Source organism: Apilactobacillus micheneri (assembly GCF_006493595.1).
Taxonomy (GTDB): Bacteria; Bacillota; Bacilli; order Lactobacillales; family Lactobacillaceae; genus Apilactobacillus; species Apilactobacillus micheneri.
In genome coordinates, this window is sequence record NZ_QUBI01000001.1 from 98,596 (window position 1) to 118,456 (window position 19,861).

General features: G+C 32.7%; 18 protein-coding genes and 1 pseudogene. 2 read left to right on the forward strand and 17 right to left on the reverse strand.

Annotated features, from left to right (window positions below; translation table 11 throughout):
* Nucleotides 1-33 precede the first annotated feature (33 nt).
* From DY123_RS00585 to DY123_RS00605, 5 genes are all read right to left on the reverse strand, one after another.
* Nucleotides 34-1,428 (reverse strand): flavocytochrome c, encoded by a 1,395-nt coding sequence (locus tag DY123_RS00585; protein ID WP_140936130.1) that lies wholly within the window; start codon nucleotides 1,426-1,428, stop codon nucleotides 34-36.
* A gap of 72 nt (nucleotides 1,429-1,500) precedes the next feature.
* The gene (locus DY123_RS00590) at nucleotides 1,501-2,124 is read right to left on the reverse strand and encodes a YoaK family protein (RefSeq protein WP_140936131.1); all 624 of its coding nucleotides are present in this window, start codon (nucleotides 2,122-2,124) and stop codon (nucleotides 1,501-1,503) included.
* 111 nt (nucleotides 2,125-2,235) lie between these two features.
* Entirely contained in the window at nucleotides 2,236-3,165 is a 930-nt protein-coding gene (locus tag DY123_RS00595) for a hypothetical protein (protein WP_140936132.1), read from the reverse strand.
* 83 nt (nucleotides 3,166-3,248) lie between these two features.
* Nucleotides 3,249-3,569 (reverse strand): hypothetical protein, encoded by a 321-nt coding sequence (locus DY123_RS00600; RefSeq protein ID WP_140936133.1) that lies wholly within the window; start codon nucleotides 3,567-3,569, stop codon nucleotides 3,249-3,251.
* A gap of 17 nt (nucleotides 3,570-3,586) precedes the next feature.
* Complete coding sequence (locus tag DY123_RS00605) at nucleotides 3,587-3,934, reverse strand: hypothetical protein (protein ID WP_108982586.1); 348 nt, start codon at nucleotides 3,932-3,934, stop codon at nucleotides 3,587-3,589.
* Between the two features lie 79 nt (nucleotides 3,935-4,013).
* Here DY123_RS00605 and DY123_RS00610 point away from each other — a divergent pair, with 79 nt between their 5' ends.
* On the forward strand, nucleotides 4,014-4,334 hold the full coding sequence (locus DY123_RS00610; protein WP_140936134.1) for a hypothetical protein: 321 nt from the start codon (nucleotides 4,014-4,016) through the stop codon (nucleotides 4,332-4,334).
* A 278-nt stretch (nucleotides 4,335-4,612) separates the two neighbouring features.
* On the opposite strand, the pseudogene DY123_RS00615 reads toward DY123_RS00610, so the two are convergent.
* From DY123_RS00615 to helD, 5 genes and pseudogenes are all read right to left on the reverse strand, one after another.
* Nucleotides 4,613-5,452: pseudogene (locus DY123_RS00615) on the reverse strand (DNA/RNA non-specific endonuclease); the annotation flags it as partial.
* 31 nt (nucleotides 5,453-5,483) lie between these two features.
* Nucleotides 5,484-5,879 carry a hypothetical protein gene (locus DY123_RS00620; protein ID WP_140934294.1) on the reverse strand — a complete coding sequence of 132 codons (396 nt, stop codon included), beginning with the start codon at nucleotides 5,877-5,879 and terminating at the stop codon, nucleotides 5,484-5,486.
* 122 nt (nucleotides 5,880-6,001) lie between these two features.
* Nucleotides 6,002-7,549 carry a glutamine-hydrolyzing GMP synthase gene (gene guaA / locus DY123_RS00625; RefSeq protein WP_108982598.1) on the reverse strand — a complete coding sequence of 516 codons (1,548 nt, stop codon included), beginning with the start codon at nucleotides 7,547-7,549 and terminating at the stop codon, nucleotides 6,002-6,004.
* An 80-nt stretch (nucleotides 7,550-7,629) separates the two neighbouring features.
* Nucleotides 7,630-8,553 (reverse strand): type I pantothenate kinase, encoded by a 924-nt coding sequence (gene coaA, locus DY123_RS00630; RefSeq protein ID WP_140934296.1) that lies wholly within the window; start codon nucleotides 8,551-8,553, stop codon nucleotides 7,630-7,632.
* A gap of 118 nt (nucleotides 8,554-8,671) precedes the next feature.
* Nucleotides 8,672-10,972, reverse strand: coding sequence for an RNA polymerase recycling motor HelD (gene helD, locus DY123_RS00635; RefSeq protein WP_140934297.1), 2,301 nt, complete (start codon nucleotides 10,970-10,972; stop codon nucleotides 8,672-8,674).
* Between the two features lie 156 nt (nucleotides 10,973-11,128).
* Here helD and DY123_RS00640 point away from each other — a divergent pair, with 156 nt between their 5' ends.
* Nucleotides 11,129-11,791 carry a histidine phosphatase family protein gene (locus DY123_RS00640; protein WP_225426724.1) on the forward strand — a complete coding sequence of 221 codons (663 nt, stop codon included), beginning with the start codon at nucleotides 11,129-11,131 and terminating at the stop codon, nucleotides 11,789-11,791.
* Between the two features lie 48 nt (nucleotides 11,792-11,839).
* Here DY123_RS00640 and DY123_RS00645 read toward each other — a convergent pair whose 3' ends face one another.
* From DY123_RS00645 to DY123_RS00675, 7 genes are all read right to left on the reverse strand, one after another.
* Nucleotides 11,840-12,103: a hypothetical protein gene (locus DY123_RS00645; RefSeq protein WP_140934299.1), complete on the reverse strand. Its 264-nt coding sequence runs from the start codon at nucleotides 12,101-12,103 to the stop codon at nucleotides 11,840-11,842.
* Between the two features lie 79 nt (nucleotides 12,104-12,182).
* Nucleotides 12,183-13,124, reverse strand: a complete 942-nt coding sequence (locus DY123_RS00650; RefSeq protein ID WP_108982578.1) for an ABC transporter ATP-binding protein — start codon at nucleotides 13,122-13,124, stop codon at nucleotides 12,183-12,185.
* Between the two features lie 18 nt (nucleotides 13,125-13,142).
* Nucleotides 13,143-14,189, reverse strand: a complete 1,047-nt coding sequence (locus tag DY123_RS00655; RefSeq protein WP_140934300.1) for an ABC transporter ATP-binding protein — start codon at nucleotides 14,187-14,189, stop codon at nucleotides 13,143-13,145.
* Between the two features lie 10 nt (nucleotides 14,190-14,199).
* Nucleotides 14,200-15,219 (reverse strand): ABC transporter permease, encoded by a 1,020-nt coding sequence (locus DY123_RS00660; RefSeq protein WP_140934301.1) that lies wholly within the window; start codon nucleotides 15,217-15,219, stop codon nucleotides 14,200-14,202.
* 4 nt (nucleotides 15,220-15,223) lie between these two features.
* Nucleotides 15,224-16,153: an oligopeptide ABC transporter permease gene (gene opp3b, locus DY123_RS00665; protein WP_140934302.1), complete on the reverse strand. Its 930-nt coding sequence runs from the start codon at nucleotides 16,151-16,153 to the stop codon at nucleotides 15,224-15,226.
* Nucleotides 16,154-16,302: 149 nt separating this feature from the next.
* Entirely contained in the window at nucleotides 16,303-17,931 is a 1,629-nt protein-coding gene (locus DY123_RS00670) for a peptide ABC transporter substrate-binding protein (protein WP_140934303.1), read from the reverse strand.
* Between the two features lie 168 nt (nucleotides 17,932-18,099).
* Nucleotides 18,100-19,728 (reverse strand): peptide ABC transporter substrate-binding protein, encoded by a 1,629-nt coding sequence (locus DY123_RS00675; RefSeq protein ID WP_140934304.1) that lies wholly within the window; start codon nucleotides 19,726-19,728, stop codon nucleotides 18,100-18,102.
* Between the last annotated feature and the right edge of the window lie 133 nt (nucleotides 19,729-19,861).

Consider the following 19,861-nt stretch of genomic DNA (forward strand, 5'->3'; position numbering starts at 1 on the left):
CATTGTCCAAAGAACAATGCTTTTTAGTAAATATTATTTCTCATCAATATATTTAAATACTTGTTGCCCTGCTTGGCGACCAAAAATCACGGTTTCAGCAATTGAATTGCCACCAATACGGTTATCACCATGTAAACCTCCAGCAACTTCACCACCAGCAAACAAACCTTTAACTGGTTGATTATCTGAATTTAAAACTTGGGTTTCAGCATTTACTTTAATTCCGCCCATTGTGTAATGAACCGCTGGAGCAATGTGAATTGCAAAATAAGGTCCTGCACTAAGATCACGATCCATCCCAGTGGTACGATTAAAGTCATCATCATGTTGAGTTCTAACTACTTGGTTCCATTTATCTAATGTAGCTTTTAATAATTCAGGATTTACTTTAATATTTTCAGCTAAATCACCAAGTGAATCCCCATGAATAACTAAACCAATTGAATCATAAAAATTGATGGCACCAACATTATCACGAATCCCCTGATTTAAAATCAAATAAGCTGACTTTTCAGGTAATTGATTAATTGCAGCAGTTACATTTTTACGCGTATCCAATTCATTCACGAAACGGTGCCCATTCTGATCAACTAAAATGGCACCTTCACCACGAACAGCTTCTCCAATTAAAAAAGCATGATCATTATCTTGTTGAACAGTAGGATGAACTTGAATTTTATCCATATCAACTAGACCAGCTCCTGCATCAGTGGCTAATTTTAGACCATCACCGGTTGCCCCAGGTTGATTAGTAGTTCGATAATGAGTTAAATCACTACGATATTTACCAATAATTTCTTTACTAGCACCAAAACCACCAGTCGCTAACATAACTGCTTTTGCATGAATTGATTGTTCATTACCATCTGATAATTTCACATTCACGCCGGTAACCTTATTATCTTCTTTTAAGATTTTATCTACATCAACGTTATTGAAAACTGGAATTTGGTCTTTTTCAACAATTTTAAGAAAGTTAGTAACTAAGAATGCTCCAATAGGTGCTCCCGAACTAGGACGATGCGTCCTTTTAGTATGCATACCGCCAGTAATAGTTAAATCATCCAAAGCAATGCCATGATCAGCTAACCAATCCACTGATAATGCAGAATGACTGGTAAAATAATCAAGCATTTCAGGATTATTTTGTTGATCGCCACCAATAAAAGTATCGTTATAGAAAGCTTTAAAACTATCAATAATATGATGTTTTAATTGTGTTTCGGTCTCAGCAGCGTTCATCCCAGAAGATGCACGCGTGGAATTACCACCTAATTTATCCATTTTTTCTAAAATCACTGGTTTTAAACCTAGTTCATAAGCTTGAATCGCACTAACTAAACCAGTTGAACCAGAACCAACGATTACTACATCATAATTAGCTTTTAATTGATCGATGGCAGTTGGTTGAAATACATACTTCCCCATTGTTCACACTCCTTAAGATTTAATTAATACATTTATTTTATTACAAAAAAAGCATTGTCCAAAGAACAATGCTTAAACCTTAAATTTTTGATTAGTAACTAATAAAACAATTGAAATAATAATTACATTCATGAAAATAGCATACTTATCAAAGACATTTGTTAAAAGACCCATGATTAAAGAGCCTAAGATAAAGCAAAATAATACTAAACAAGTATCAATTGCAATGCGTCTTGCCTTCACATTTTTAAATCGCAAGAATGAATAAAAATTATCCAATAACTTTCTCAAATTACCGGTCATCATTAAGGGATTAAATGGATTTCCATTCATTAATTTAAATTCTTGAAATTGGGCGGCAGCAGCAATCGCTAATAAACCTACAATTATAATGTCAGAAATAAAATTAGCTAAAATCCCAACAACTACTAGCAATAATAAATCAATAATTAAAATAATCCTTTTAATATCGCGCTCTCGATAACGACTAGCTTGTAAATGTTTAATAAAAACTACTCCTAGTGCAAACATTACAATGGAAAATAAATAACGCAATGATTGCCACCACGCTAATTGACTTAAACTAATACCAAATAAAATAAAGTTTCCTGTTTGTAAACCAACAAAGACTTCGCCATGTTGTAAAAAAGTATATGCATCAATTGCCCCAGAATTCATCGCTAACAATAAACCCACAATTGGTGCTTCGTAGATATTCTTATTAATATTTACATACTCCTTTAAAAATCAATTTATATATTATATATCATAGTATATAAATATTAATAAAAATACTAAATAGTGTTTTCAGTAAGGTAAATCGGTAATTTTAACCTTAGTTTTGGAAAAGCCATTATCAGTTAAGATATCTTTAACCTCTTGTTTACGGCCTTCTGAATTCCGACTTAAAACTACCTCACGTAAAATATTAGGATTAATTTTCGCCAATGAAATAGGTCGATCACTAACTAATGCTGATGCATCAAAATGATTACTTTTCGGTTTCACAATCACATAGCGGATTTCTTCTTCTTGCCATAAAATTTGGCGTTTAAAACATAATGATAATAAGAATAATGAACTTAAACATTTTTTACGAATATCAATTGCCACTTCATTCCAAACTCCTCTTAGGCCACGATAAGCATCGAGCCATTCTTTAATAATAGGCATGATAAAAGCTTTATGCGTTTTTTTACTATATTCAACTTTTAATGGAAATACATAACCATATCCTTCTCCCATATGTTGAAAATCAGGCGAAGTGTATTGATCAGATAATTTTTGTTGAATCTTTTGGCTATCAAAGCCTAATGCCACATCCCCATAGTTACCTAGGGCTTGCGAATTACGATTAGGCGAAAAGCTCCAAACATAACTATCAAAATTGTTATGCTGATAATCATTAATGAATGCATCAATTTCTACTTGGGTCGCATCTAACTGCTTTAAGTATTCAATCGCAACTCGATAAGTATAACGAACTTCCAGCGGATCATTCATCGAATGAATATACCCAACATAGAATAATTTGGTTTGTACAATGTTTTTTAAAGCACTAATACTCGTGTAATGATAAATTTCACCAATATCATGGGCATTAATATAAAATCGTTTATAAATAATATCATGTGAATGGGTTCGATAATCGGACTGCTCATCAGTGATAGAATTTAACGCTGACTTGCCATATTGATTTAATGAATCATAAATCTTGTGGAATTCTGCTGGCGTCATGCTTAAATTCATCTCCTCATATCAAAGATTTACATTAATTATATAACAACAAAAAAGCATCGTCTAAAGAGACCATGCTAATTTTAAAAATTTAATAATGATATGGGGATAATATTTAAAAAGAATAACCATAAAACAATGGTTGGCATTAACCAAAGTAGATAAAAAATAAAATAACATTTATCATATGTAGATATATTACGCCAGCCATAACTAATAATTTTCACCGCAGATAACAAAACGCTAATTAAACTAATAACTCCCATGATTAGTAAGTCAAATAATACAAAAGTATCTGGATGATAAATATTCCCGTTAGCCTTTTCAATCATGCCATCAATAATCATAAATAATGGAATGAATAAAATTACTCCCTGTATCCATAATTTATCTTTATAATTCATATAAACTCTCTACTTAGTTATCTATGAACTAGGTAATAAATAAACTCAATTGCATTCCAATTCCAAGGGATAATTTCAAAAAATGATAACCAAGATATCAGACTAGGAATAATTAAGATTAAATAAAATACAAACATTATTTTGTAATAAATCGGTATATTATGCCATCCTAATGAGAATAATTTACTAATGAAAATTAAAATATTTACTAAGCTAATAATTCCAATGACCAATACACCAAATAATACTAGCACGTCTGGATGAGACAAATCATCATGTGCTAATCCAATTGCACCATCAATGATTGAATATACTGGTAAGAATAAAATGAAAAATTGAATTATTAATTTCTTTATATATTGCATAAAACTCCTTAATATAAAAACGTTTAATTCTAATATTATCATAAATAAATGGTAATATTAATATATGGAGGTGAATTATATGAAGATCAAGCAATCAATAGTAGTTCTTTTATCATTATTCATAATGTTTTTAACTTTTAGTATCAATGCTAATGCAATTTCTGGCTATGAATATGGATCATCAGCTAAAAATAATGTAAAGACTACCAAAAGAGTAAAAGTATATAAGATAATTCCTGGTAAATATGAGGCAGCTAATAAATTTAAATATGCCGGTTACATAAAAAAAGGCACTCATTTAAAAGTATCAATGTACTTTATGTCCACTGGTGGTTATGTAGTCAAAAACAGACATTATAAAGTTACCCATAAATCATTTTACTTAGTTCCAAAAAACTAATAATCATTGGTATAAGAAATAATTAAAAAAGCAGTCCTTATCAATAAAAGGACTGCTTTTAATATTTAAAATAAATGATGACGTCTATGATATCCATAAAAATGACGATGATATGGGTGATAATAATAATGACGTTCATATTTTCTTTGATAGTGACGCTTAATATAATGATGAGCTGCTCCAGCAATCAACGCATCCCTAACATAATGATGGCGATGATAGTGTTCACCATTATAATTACGATGTTCACTAAAACTAGGTGCCCCTGCTGGTGTTGGTACATTTATATTATGATCAATCTTAGAAGTTCCATCCGCATAGTTAAATTGAACTCCTGGTTGCACATTATATAAATATACATTGAAATCTAAAGTATTATCAGTAGATAATGCTTGCAAATGAACGCCACGTGCCATTAAGTCACTGCCTTTAAAGACAGGTGTAACTTGATAAATGACCTTCTTACCAGCACGTAAAGCATCACGCACCTTACTTTCGTAAATGGTTTGTACTTTTTGATTACTAAAAGCAGTTTGGGTAAATAAGTTTTTTAAATTATTTTGATCACCAGATTGTAAACGAGGTTCATAATTACCATTTACACTAATGCCTTTAGATAAACTGTAAGCAATCTCATGACCACGATTAATGATGGCTTCACGATTGATAAATTTTTGATGCCAACCAGTTGGTTTAACATCTTGAGTAGAACGTAAACTATCGTTAGCAACGTTTCGTGATTCTAAATAAGCGGTGTTTCCAGCTGAAGTTCGATTCAAATTATCTAAATTGCTGTAAATAACATGATTGTATTTCCAATCAGTCGTCTTTAAATTGGCATGGTCATTATTTACATAAGTAAAGGCTTGCGCACCAGAAGTATAATTTAAATCAGCTAGTTCATTATCACTTTGAACATGTTTTTTAGTAGCCTTAGCTTGCTTTTTAGCAACATGTTTATCACTATGCGATGAACTATGATCACTACTTTGTAAGCTAGAACTTGGTTCCGAACTGGAATTACTATTCTTTTTTGAGGAATCTTTGCCACCCATACAACTACCTAATAAGGCTAGTAGTAAAAAGGTAACAATTCCTCCAGTTAATATTTTTTTCATGTTATCTCCTAATTATATTTACATAACATTATTAAAAATATGTATGCTTAATTTTTGATCTGGTCCAATAAATCGTACTGCCACCACCAGTAAACAAAGCCCTTTTACCATGAATTTTTTTATGAGTTAAAGTGTAAATTGGTATATCACCTTGTTGATAACTATATAAATTATAGGCATTTTTACCATGTTTGATGATATCTAATTTATTTTTATCTTTTTTACCATTTATATAAATACTTTTTTTATAAATATGCATATGTGTCATCTTATTTTCATCCCATTGATACCAATTTCCTCTGATTTCAGTGGGTGTTTGATGATGTCCCATATATTTAGCATGTGCTTGTGTTCCATAACAAGCGGACATAATTGAAACCATCCCAAATGTAATTAACGAATACTTTACGAAATTACGTATTTTCATATGTATATCTCCTTTATTTATAAATACATTACTTTTTAATAATAATTCTTTAATTTATTTTTGGCAAACTAAAAAAAGCGTTATCCACAAATGGATAACGCCTTTTAACTAGGAATAAAACATTATTCCCATTCAATTGTCGAAGGTGGCTTACTAGTAATGTCATACACTACTCGGTTAATACCATCAACTTCGTTTGCAATCTTCGTTGAAATGTTTGATAAAACATCCCATGGAATTTGTGCAAAGTCAGCAGTCATTCCATCGATTGAGTTCACTGCACGAATTGCGATGGTGTAGTCATAAGTTCTTTCATCCCCCATGACACCCACACTCTTGAATCCAGGTAAGACCGTGAAGTATTGCCAGATTTCAGTATCAAGACCTGCTTTAGCGATTTCTTTACGTAGAATAAAGTCACTATCACGCACGATACGTAATTTTTCTTGAGTGATTTCACCAATGACACGAATTCCTAGACCAGGGCCTGGGAATGGTTGACGCCATACCAAGTTAGCTGGCATCCCCATTTCTTCACCTAAGTGTCTAGTTTCATCCTTGAATAACGAACGCACTGGTTCAATTAATTCAAAATGCATGTCTTCGGGAAGTCCACCCACGTTATGATGAGATTTAATAGTTTGGGCAGTATCAGTACCACTTTCAATCACATCGGTGTATAGAGTTCCTTGAGCTAAGAAATCAATATCTTTTAGCTTACGAGCTTCATCATTGAAAACTTCGATAAATTCGTTACCGATAATCTTACGTTTTTGTTCCGGATCAGAAACACCCTTCAACTTACCTAAGAAACGATCACTTGCATCCACTTGGATGATATTCAAGCCGAATTTACCTTTTAGACTATCCATAACTTCTTCAACTTCGTTCTTACGTAGTAAACCATGGTCTACGAAGATACAAGTTAATTGGTCACCAATGGCCTTGTGTAATAAAACTCCAGTTACACTTGAATCAACCCCACCGGATAGACCAAGGATAACTTTCTTGTCACCGACTTCTTCGCGGATTTGTTTAATCTTTAAGTCAATAAAATCATTCATTGACCAGTTTGCTTCTGCGCCACAAACGTTAAACACGAAGTTCTTTAAGATGTCAGTACCATATTTGGTATTTCTAACTTCAGCATGGAATTGAATTCCATAGAACTTTCTAGCGGTATCTTGCATTGCAGTAATGGGACAACCCTTTGCGGAAGCCACATTTTCGAAGCCATCTGGAGCCTTTCTAACAAGGTCTCCATGACTCATCCAAACTGGTTGATTTTTAGGTAAGCCCTTAAATAAATCAGCATCGTCAGTCGTAATGTCGATATCAGCATGTCCATATTGACCATGATCTTCGCCATCAACTTTTCCACCACCTAGGTCATATGCCATCAATTGCATTCCATAGCAAATTCCTAGGATTGGAATATTCATTTCAAAAATTTTAGGGTCAACTTTCAAGGCGTCATCAGCATAAACACTGTTAGGTCCACCAGAGAAGATAATTCCCTTAGGGTTAAAAGCTTTAATCTCTTCGATTGACATATTGTGAGACTTCAACTCGGAATATACACCAAAATCACGAATACGACGGGTGATTAGTTGGTTATATTGACTACCGAAATCAAGCACCAAAATTTTATCAAATGAAGATAAGTCCATTTCAGCCAAACCATCCACGCTCCTTTTCTAAATTGCTTTTAATCATACCGAGAAGATGGGAATGTGTCAAATTTTACTAGTTAGTATTTTCTTAATAAAACATTGTCAATGCGGTGTTCTTCACCTTTATGAATAATTAAATCGGCTCTGGTTTTAGTTGGTTTAATATTTTCTTTCAAGTTTGGTAAATTAATTGATTGCCAGACATCTTTTGCCATTTGCACTGCTTTATCACGATTAGAATGTGCTAATTCATAATAATGGTTAGAAGGATTTTGAAAAGCGGTATCCATTAATTTTTTAAAACGATCTAGATACCATTTTTCAATTAAATCATCAGCTGCATCAATATAAATGGAGAAGTCAGTAAAATCACTCACATAAATTTGTTGATTACTTGGTAATTGAAGCGTATTAATTCCTTCAATAATTAGAATGTCAGGACGGTCAATAATATCATAACGATTAGGAATAATATCATAGACTTCATGTGAATAAACTGGTGCTTTTACATTTGGTTGACCAGATTTAACTTCATTTAAAAAGTTAATTAAGGCCTTCATATCATAACTTTCTGGAAAACCCTTTTGTTGAATAATTCCACGACGTTCTAGTTCTTTGGTATTATATAAAAATCCATCAGTCGTAATTAATTGAACTTTCTTTTCTGGGAAAAAGTGACTCAATAAAACTTCCAATAAACGAGCAGTCGTTGATTTACCAACGGCTACACTTCCAGAGATCCCGATAATAAATGGAACTTTACGATTTTCTTTATCTAAAAATTGGGTTTTAGTTTTTTGCCAGTCATTAAAATTTTGCGTACATAAATCTAATAAATGCACAATTGGAATATAAACATCTTTAACATCTTGCAATGAAATTTGGTCATTAAAAGCTTTGATTTGTTTTAAACTTTCTTTAGTCAATGGTACTGATTGGGTATGGTAAAAGTTTTTCCATTCATCTTTTTTAAATGTGTAATAGTTAATTGGATTTGCCAAGGCAATCCCTCCAATAAAATAAATAATTGTTTTTAATCATAACATTTCTGGATTTGGATGTATTAAAAAAGAGCTTAACTTGCTTAGTTAAGCTCTTTTTGCTTGTTACTAATATTAATTATTGTAAATCATAAAATTTTGCAGGTACACTATCAAAAATTGGTGATAATTGTTTTTCAGCAATGATAGTTAGTTCATGCATTGCACGCGTACAGATAGTATAAACTAATTGGCGATCTGCTTCGTCACCATATTGTTCAGCACTAGCATCCCACATCACTACAGAATCAAATTCTAGCCCTTTTGCAAGGTATGAAGGAATAATTAAGGTTCCAGTAGCCAAACGTTGATTTTCAGTTCTAATAAGCGTATTTTTTACATTCATTTGATTTAATTGTTCGGATAATGATTCAGCATCCGCTAATGTTTTAACAATAATCGCAGTTGTATCATGCTTTTGCTTATCCGCATTAATTTTATCATTTAACTTATTAAGTGCTGCTTTTTGATCATCAACCACATTAATCAATGGCTTGTCACCTTCACGAGCGAAGGATTCAATTTCAACGCCATAACCTAATAGATGTTTAGTAAAGTCAGTGATTTGTTCAGTTGAACGATATGATTTAGTCAATTGCACAACATTGGTCTTTTCAGAATCAAACATGGTCCCTAGTTCTTGCAATAATTTATGACTATTTTCATGGGTAAAGATGGCTTGATTCAAGTCCCCTAATAATGTGAAACGAGCACGGGGGAATGTGAATTTCAAGAAAGCCATTTGAAAGGCCGTGTAGTCTTGCACTTCATCAATGAATAGATATCTAATATCAGTCTTGGCACGTTTACCAGAAATTTTATCAAATAGATATAGGTAAGCTGAGACATCTGAGATTGAAATATCCCCCGACTTCATTTGTTCAATGGAATGATCAACACTCTTTTCCCAATCATCCTTAGTCAAATCATAATCATTTAAGTTCACTAGATTAGGAATATTTCTTAACATGTGGACAAATTGATTATTAATTCTTAAGAAACGAGAATGAACAATTTGTTTACGAATTTTTCTAAATGCTCCAATCACAATATGTTTAGCTAAGAAATTAAATTCCTTATCAGCATTTTCAAATTCGTCTGGATGCGTTCTTTGGACCGCTTCAATTTGTTCACGAGTCAAATCTTGAACTGCTTGTTCAACCCACTGCGTTTTCATTTCTGCTTTCACACGACGATTCAACATCTTAACAAGTCGTTCTTTAGTAGCAGAAAGACGATTTCTTAAATTATAATTTTCATTAAAACTATAGTAGATTTCAGCAATCTTTTCACGAGAAATAAAGATTTCACCATTGAACTTCAAATTCTTAAATTTCATATCTTCAGTGTTCAAATGATTAGCGTAAGCTGTAACTGCTTTAAAATAGTCCAAACTATTCTTTAGATTATTAATCTTACGAACTTGACCATCTTCAGAATTATCTTCTTCAAAGCGTTCAGATAAGGTTTCAACATTCATATGTGGAACCCGCAAACTACTGTATTGATAATAAGTCATTTGCACCATGTTTTGTTCCCCTAATTCAGGTAACACTTGATTAATATAATCATTAAACAATTGGTTCGGTGAAAATAAGATTACTTGACCAGAATGCAATTTCCCACGATATTGATATAGTAAGAAAGCAATTCTTTGTAAAACAGCAGCCGTTTTCCCTGAACCAGCAGCTCCTTGCACAAATAACAAGTCGGAATCAGTATCACGAATAATCTTATTTTGTTCAGCTTGAATGGTAGTAACAATACTCTTCATCTTAGTACTAGACTTGCCATTTAAGTTATCTAGTAACATTTGGTCCCCAACTACCTGGTCGGTATCAAAAATGGTATCAATTTCTCCATCTTTAATTTGGAATTGACGTTTTAAAGTCACATTAACTTCTTGGGGTCCCATAGGAGTATTATAAGTTAATTTACCAATCTTACTATCATAGTAAATACTTGAAATAGGTGCACGCCAATCATAAATCAAATAATGATCAGGACTATCAGCAAATGAACCTAATCCAATATAGATGGTTTCAGGTTGGCCTTCGCCTGCTTCTTCAAAGTCCAAACGTGCGAAGTATGGACGAGCTTCCATTTTATTTAATTTATCGTATTCTCTAGTAGCATGTTTCCAACTATTTTCACGTTCTTCAAGCATTTGTTGTTGCTGACGAATTGAAACCGAAGTTTCCATCATCCCACTATAAGTACTTGTTTTTAAACGGACATCATTATAAAAGTTTTTATTGATTGCACTTTCATCTTTTTCAGCACGATTAATCTTTTGTGCTGCTTCAGTTTTAGCAACGCCAATTTTTCCTAAGACGTTCTTTAAATGTTTAGTTTCATATTCTCTAATTGAGTCAGCCATTTAGACATTTCCTCCATTCAAAAGTTGATTAATAATTTTAGCACAAATAATTAGCAAAATAAACTTTTTAACCTGAGGGTCATCTTTTTATTAGTATGAACTTGTATGATAAAATCAACTTTGGTAGAGACTTATGAAAAAATAGGAGGTCTTTTTATGATTAATATTTATCTAGTACGTCATGGACAAACTTATTTAAACAAATATTTCCGTATCCAAGGATTATCTAATGCTCCATTAACTGTTAAGGGAGTTGCTGATGCGGTGGATGCTGGTAAAAGATTGAGCAACATTAAATTTGACCATGCTTACTCAAGTGATATGCCACGTGCATATGATACTGGTAAATATATTTTGAAACAAAATCCTTCATCACTTGAAGAACCTATTATGGATACCGCATTTCGTGAAGAAAACTTCGGTTACTTCGAAGGAAATGACAGTGAACAAGCTTGGCACCAAATTGGTGGCCCTAAAGGTATAGGTAGCTATGGTGAAATGATTGATAAATTAGGTATGGGTGGTACTGCTGATTTAATCGCTGAAGCAGATCCTTATGGTGATGCCGAAACTGATAGTGATATTCGTGCTCGTTTCATGCCTGGATTAAAGAAAGTTATTCAAAATGCTAAAGATGGCGAAAACATTTTAATTGCAGCACATGGTACTATTATTAGATGGGCAGTTGATCAATTTGCTAATAGCAATATTGATGTCTCTGAATCTATCTTAAATGGTAGTGTGTCTAAATTAACTGCTGAACCTGATGGTACTAATATTAAAGTTGAATACTACAATCGTAAAGATGAAAACATATAATAAATAAAATATTAAAGAGCCGTTATCATTTAAGATAACGACTCTTTTTTATCCCCAACTATATTTACCTAATAAATAATGCGTAATCCACCAAGCAGCATAAAATTGAAAAAAGAAAATAAAAAGTTCTAATCCCCCTTGTAAAATATTAATGTAAGGAAAATCAATAAAATAAAATAAGATATCAATCACATGTGTCAAAATTCCTGACGATAAGAAAAGCATCACAATATAAACACATATCCATGATACTTTATGGGCAATCATCGCATGCCTTCTTTGTTTAAATTCTTCATCTTCTTTGTGATTCATAAAATTAATAGCTCCTAAACTAAGTATTAAAATTATTGTATCAAAAAAATCGCTAGAACTTAATATTCCAGCGATTTTCTTATTTTTTCAAGCGTTCTTTATACATATCAATTTCATCTTCAGATGCACGAACATAATGACGAGGCGCAATTTCAACTAGCTTGCGATCCTTACCATCATCTTCTTTACTTGCATCATAATCAAAGGCTTGACGACTACGTTCGTATTCTGGATCAGGAACTGGAACTGCTGATAATAGACTTCTTGTATAATCGTGTAATGGATTAGCATACAATTCATCAGCGTCCGCAATTTCCAACATACGGCCATAATGCATAACACCAATTCGATCACTAATGTACTTAACCATTGATAAATCATGAGCGATGAATAAGTAAGTTAATTTACGTTTCTTTTGTAAATCTTTTAATAAGTTAACCACTTGGGCTTGGATTGAAACATCCAATGCAGAAATAGGTTCATCAGCGATAATAAACTTAGGCTTGACCGCTAAAGCACGAGCAATCCCGATACGTTGTCTTTGTCCACCTGAGAATTCATGTGGATAACGGTTAGCGTGTTCTTTATTCAAACCAACCGTCTCAAGTAAGTCTTCAACTTGATGTTTACGATCTTCTTTATCCTTAGCTAAATGATTAATATCAATTCCTTCAGCTACAATATCTTCAACCTTCATACGAGGGTTTAAAGAAGCATATGGATCTTGGAAGATTGTTTGAATATCACTTCTAAATTGTTGCTTTTGTGCTTTATGTCTTAACTTAGAAACATCTTTGCCATCAAAGATAATTTTTCCAGCAGTTGGTTCATACAAATGACTAATGGCACGACCAGTAGTGGTTTTACCAGAACCAGATTCACCAACTAGACCAAAGGTTTCACCCTTATAAACATCGAATGAAATGTCATCAACCGCTTTTACTTCATCTGCTTTACCAACATTAAAGTATTGTTTTAATCCTTCAACTTCTAGAATTTTAGGAGCATTTTCTTCTAACATGATTTCACCACCTAATTATTAATTATTATGTGTTGCTTTAAAGTGTTCTTGACGCTTAACAATGTCAGCTGGTGGTGTGACCTTTGGTGCACGGTCATCTAATAACCAGGTTGCTGCATAGTGAGTATTGGAAACTTTAAAGAATGGTGGTTGTTTTAATGTATCAATCTTAAGTGCATACTTATTTCTAGCAGCAAAGGCATCCCCAACTGGTGGATCCAACAAATCAGGAGGTGTTCCTGGAATTGATGGTAATACGTCGGCATCAGTATCTAGGGTAGGCATTGAACCTAATAATCCCCAAGTATATGGATGTTTAGCATTGTAGAAGATTTCATCAACAGTTCCATATTCGACAATTTTTCCAGCATACATAACTGCAACACGATCAGCCATTCCTGCAACTACACCCAAATCATGAGTGATAAAGATAATTGAAGTATTAATCTTAGTTTGTAGTTCCTTCATTAAATGAAGAATCTTAGCTTGGATTGTAACATCCAAGGCAGTGGTTGGTTCATCGGCAATCAATACTTGTGGATAGTTAACTAAAGCAATTGCGATAACAATTCTTTGTCTCATCCCACCAGAAAATTGATATGGATAATCATTGATTCTTTCTTTGGCGTTGGTAATACCAACTAATTTCATAATTTCTAAAGCTTTTTCCATGGCTTTTTCTTTACTCATTCCTTGATGAACACGTAAAGGTTCAGCAACTTGCTTACCAACTTTCATGGTTGGATCCAATGAAGTCATTGGGTCTTGAAAAATTTCAGCAATGCTTTTACCACGAAGTTTACTTAATTGTTTTTCATTTTTATCTAAAATTTCTTCATCTTTAAACTTAATGCTACCGCCAGCAATTTCAGCGTTAGGCGCATTCAAACCCATAATGCTACGAGTAGTAACTGATTTACCAGAACCGGATTCACCCACAATTGCTAAGGTTTCACCTTTCTTCAAATCAAAACTAATGTCACGAATGGCTTGAACTTTACCTGCATAAGTTTTGAAATTAATTGTTAAATTTCTAACTTCTAGGATATCATCTTTGTTTTCCATTCTATGTCACCTACTCTCTTGATTTTGGATCAAATGCATCACGCAATCCATCACCTAAAATGTTAAATGCAATCATTAATACTGATAGCACAACTGCGGGAACCCACATTTGATATGGTAAGAATTGGAATGATTTTTGACCATTACTAATTAAAGTACCTAATGAAGCAGCTGGAGCTGGAACCCCAATTCCAATAAATGATAGGAATGCTTCGAAGAAAATTGCACTTGGAATAGTAAACATCGTATTAATGATAATAACACTAGTCAAGTTAGGTAATAGATGCTTAAATGAAATCTTAATTGAGCTTTCACCTAATGATCTAGCAGCTAGCACAAATTCTTGGTTCTTTAATTCCAGTGTTTGTGCACGAACTAAACGTGCCATATTAATCCAACTAGTAAAAGCAATCGCAATAATAATAGCAGGAATACCTGGTTTTAAGATTAATAATAGTAGAATCATAACGACTAAGTTAGGAATTGATAGCATAATTTCAATAATTCTTTGCATTACAGTATCAACTTTTCCGCCTTTCCAGCCGGAAATAATTCCGTAAGCAACTCCGATAGTTAAATCAAAGAAAGTTGCTACCACCGCAATGATTAATGAAATTCTAGTACCATATAATGTTCTAGCCAATAAGTCACGACCTAAGTAATCACTACCAAACCAGAAGTAATGGTTAGCAGCCGCACCGGTATAAGCATTAACTCTTTGCCCACCTTGAACTAAGGTTCCGTTAAATCCAGGAATGTCAATACCCGGAATACGTGGAGGCAAATTATTTAAATTAGGATTAGTTGCAACATTATTCATAGATGGAATTAAAGCTGAGCCAAATGCCACCACGAATAATAAAATTAAAATAATTAACGAAATCATTGCCGCTTTATTTTTCTTTAAACGACGCCAAGAATCTCTTAAGAAAGTTAACGAAGGAGCAGCAATTTTTTCATTATCTAGATGTGAACCATCTGATAAGGGTTCAAATGCATCTTTTGGTAATTCTTGTTGTTTATCTGCCATATCTTTAACCCTTCTTTCCTGTAATTCTGATTCTTGGATCAATTAATCCATAAATAATATCAGTTATTAGTAGTACCACACATAACATAAAGCAGTACATAATGGTTAGTCCCATAATAGTTGGGTAATCGTTAGTTACAACTGAGTTAACAAATTGTTCACCAATACCAGGAATAGCAAAGATATTTTCAACAACAAGTGAACCAGTCATAATATTAACAGCTAGTGGTCCAACAATTGTTACTAATGGAATCAAACTGTTTCTTAAAGCATGATGATAAATAATACCAAATTTGCTTAAACCTTTAGCACGAGCTAATTCAATGTAGTCGGCACTTAAAACATCAACCATTTCAGTTCTAACAAACCTAGCAGATTCAGCAAATGGCATTGCTGCTAACGCTAGCGTTGGCAGAATCGTGTAAGCAAATCCACTCCAACCGGCAATAGGTAACCAACCCCATTTCAATGCTACAAAATATTGTAATAAAATTGAAAGCACAAATGAAGGAATTGAAATTCCTAAAATGGAAACAATGGTAGTTGTTGTGTCAACCCATGTTCCTTTTTTAATGGCTCCTAATGATCCAACAACAATTCCTGCCAAAACTCCTACGATAATTGCTTGTAGACCTAATAATAATGAAGGTCCAACACGACTAGAAATTAAGTAAGAAACCTGTTGATCACTAAATTGGAATGATGTTCCAAAATTACCATGAACAGCATTTACAATATAACTAATATATTGCTGCCAAACTGGTTTATTTAAACCATATTGTTGTAAAACCATATTTCTTTCTGAAGGCGATAACTTCGCTTCATTAGTCAATGGTGTCCCTGGCATTATCTTCATAAGAAAGAAAGTAACTGTCGTTACAATAAATAATGTCAAGATTAAATAAAATATTCGCTTTGCCAGATATCTTACCATAATGACTCCTCACAATCTTTTTTAGTTTTTATACTAAACTATGTTTAATATGTACGGAAAAAGTTAAACACCCGCCATAGATACAGTAAGCATTTAACTTATTCCCTATTATAGTCTATCTATTAACAATATCTCAAATAACTTGTGTACTATTTATTTGATAAAGTTACATCTCTAAGATTATATGGTGAACCTGTTGGGAAGAATTGAATTCCTTGAACTCTTGGTTTGATAACTCTTGGAGTTACTTGATGATAGATAGGAATAATTCCTTGATCTGACATCAATACTTTTTCAGCTTTGACAAGATCATCCCAACGTTTACTTGCATTATTAGCATCTTTACCTTCAGCATCTTGTACTAAAGTATCATATTCTTTATTACTCCATTTACCATTATTGTATGAACCATCACTGGTAAATAATGATAAGAATGAAATTGGGTCTGGGAAGTCAGCACCCCATGCACTTACTACCATATCAAATTGACCATTTTGTGAACGGCTTAATCTTGATTTAAACGGAATATTTTGTGCGGTAACCTTCAAATTAGGTAGTTTTTCTAAGGCTGTTTGTAAATATTCAGTAGTGTTCTTACCATTAGGAGTATCATCAGATAACATTGAAACATTTACTGATTTTTTACCAGTTTCTTTTAGACCTTGTGCCCACAATTTCTTAGCTTCAGATAAGTTATAACTAACACCATCTTTAGTACCAGCATCATCAGTAAAGTCTTTACCATTACGCTTAGACATTCCTGGAGCAACGTAGCCAACAGCTGGAGTTGATCCATCACCTAAGACATCTTGAGTGAATTGTTTACGGTCAATTGCCAATGAAATAGCTTTTCTGATGTTAGCATTCTTAAATACCGGATTAGTCTTTTCGTTCATTTCAATATAGAAAGTTGTTGCACCTTTAGCACTGTGTAGTTCTTTACTATTCTTGAATTCACCAACTTGTTGTTTTCCAACAAGTGTATCAATATCTAAACCACCAGTTTGATATTGATTTAATGCTGTATTAGGATCTTTTTGTACATTAAACTTAACACCATCAAATTTAATGTTCTTAGCATTCCAGTAGTCGTTGTTCTTAACTAATTTCCAACTATCGTTAGTACCGGTCCATCCAGTAACTTTAAATGGTCCATTGTAAATCATATTATTACTGTTAGTACCATATGATTGTCCATATTTATTAACAGTGGCTTCATCTTGTGGATAGAATGGTGCCATTGCTACTAAGTATTTAAAGTATGTTTGTGGTTTAGTCAAACTTACGACTAGTTTATAATCACCATCTGCTTTAACACCTAAAGAAGAAAGTGGCGCCTTATTTTTACCAATTTCGGTCGCATTTTTAACATGATCGAATAAGTATGAATATTGAGAAGCAGTCTTTGGATTTACAGTACGTTGCCAACCATATACAAAGTCTTTAGCAGTAACTGGTTTCCCATTACTCCATTTAGAATGTCTAAGATTAAATGTATAGGTCTTACCATCTTTAGAAACTTTATAATTTTCGGCAACTCCTGGTTTAACTGTATTGTTTTCACCAGAAATTAACAATCCTTCATTACTGTTATTTAATGTACCAAAAGCTGTATTATCAGTAACTTTTGATGCATCTAAAGTAGTTAAGTTGGCTGATTGTTGCCATTGAATTAACTTACTACTTGATTCTTTGCCGCTATTATTTCCACAAGCGACCAACAGGAATGCTGATGCTGCTCCAACAGCACCAACTTCCAACATTGATTTTAACTTCATAATATCCTTACCCCCAATTACATATACCTATTCGCGAAATAGATTAAACTTCTTTTAAAAGGATTAATGAAATTCTACCATTACTTTATAATCAAAAGCAAGGCATTTTCTAATTTAATTTTAATTTTTATACAACTTTTGTAAAACGGTGTTATATAAACTAACATGTCAATGTTGGTTATTGTCTATATGGATATTTCTAAGATCATATGGTGATCCCGTTGGGAAAAATTGAATACCACTAATTCTTGGCTTAATGGCAATAGGCCTAACTTGGTAATAAATTGGAATAATCCCTTGATTACTCATTAAAGTCTTTTCAGCATTAACTAAATCATCCCAACGTTTATTAGAATTATTAGCATCAGCACCTTCTGCTCTATTAACTAATGAATCATATTTAGCATTACTCCACTTCCCATTATTATATGAACCATTGCTGGTAAATAATGATAAGAAAGAAATTGGATCTGGAAAGTCTGCTACCCATGAATTAATAACCATATCAAAGTCACCACTTTGTGCACGAGTTAATTTTGATTTAGATGGTACGTTTTGTGATGAAACGTTTAAGCCTGGTAATTTTTCTAATGAAGTCTGCAAAAATTCAGTAGTAGATTTACCATTATCTGTATCATCGGCAAGAAGACTAATATTAACTGAACTTTTACCAATTTCTTTTAGTCCTTTATTCCATAACTTCTTGGCATCATTTAAATTATAAGAAATACCATTTTTAGTACCAGCATCTTGAATAAATGTTTTACCATTATGTTTAGGCATTCCTGGTGAAACATAACCTTGAGCTGGTTTTGATCCATCACCTAAAGTGCTCTTAGTAAATTGATCACGATCAATAGCCAACGAAATGGCTTTTCTAATATTTATATTTTTAAAGACAGAATTATTTTTCTCATTCATTTCGATATAAAATGGCGCCGCCATATCTACATTATGTAATTCTTTAGAATGTTTAATTTCTCCGACTTGTTGTTTACCAACAAGATTTGTTAAATCTAAAGCACCGGTGGAATATTGATTTAAAGCAGTATTAGAATCTTTTTGTACATTAAATTTAACACCATTAAATTTAATATTTTTAGCATTCCAATAATTATTATTTTTAATCAATTTCCAACTGTCGTTAGTTCCAGTCCAATCTGTAACCTTAAATGGCCCATTGTAAAGCATGTCATCACTGTTAGTACCATATGATTGCCCATACTTATTAACGGTTTCCTTACTTTGTGGATAGAATGGTGCCATTGCTACTAAGTATTTAAAATATGATTGTGGCTTAGTTAAGCTCACTACTAATTTATAATCACCATCTGATTTAACCCCCAGTGAAGATAATGAAGCTTTATTTTCACCAATTTGGCTAGCATTTTTTATATGATCAAATAAATATGAATATTGAGAAGCTGTTTTTGGATTAACCGTTCGTTGCCAAGCATATACAAAATTATTAGCAGTTACTGGTTTTCCATTACTCCATTTAGAATGGCGTAAATTAAAGGTATAAGTTTTACCGTCTGGAGAAACTTGATAACTTTTAGCAACTCCTGGTTTCACTGTGTTATTTTTTGCAGCCATTAATAGGCCCTCATTACTATTATTTAGAGTCCCAAAGGAAACGTTATCAGTAGCTTTAGAAGCATCCAAGGTAGTTAAATTAGTTGGTTGTTGCCATTGCACTAATTTACTACTTGATTGTTGTTTATTACCACATGCTGAAAGTAAACATAACGATGAAACACTGACAGCACCAGCCATGATAGCTGATTTTATCTTCATAATTAATTACCCCCAATATAAATATGTCTATCAAACATAATGTTTATTTTATAGACATATTAATGAAATGTTAACACCGCTTTATAATCTAAAGCAATAACTTTTATAATATTATTTTAATTTTATACAAAAA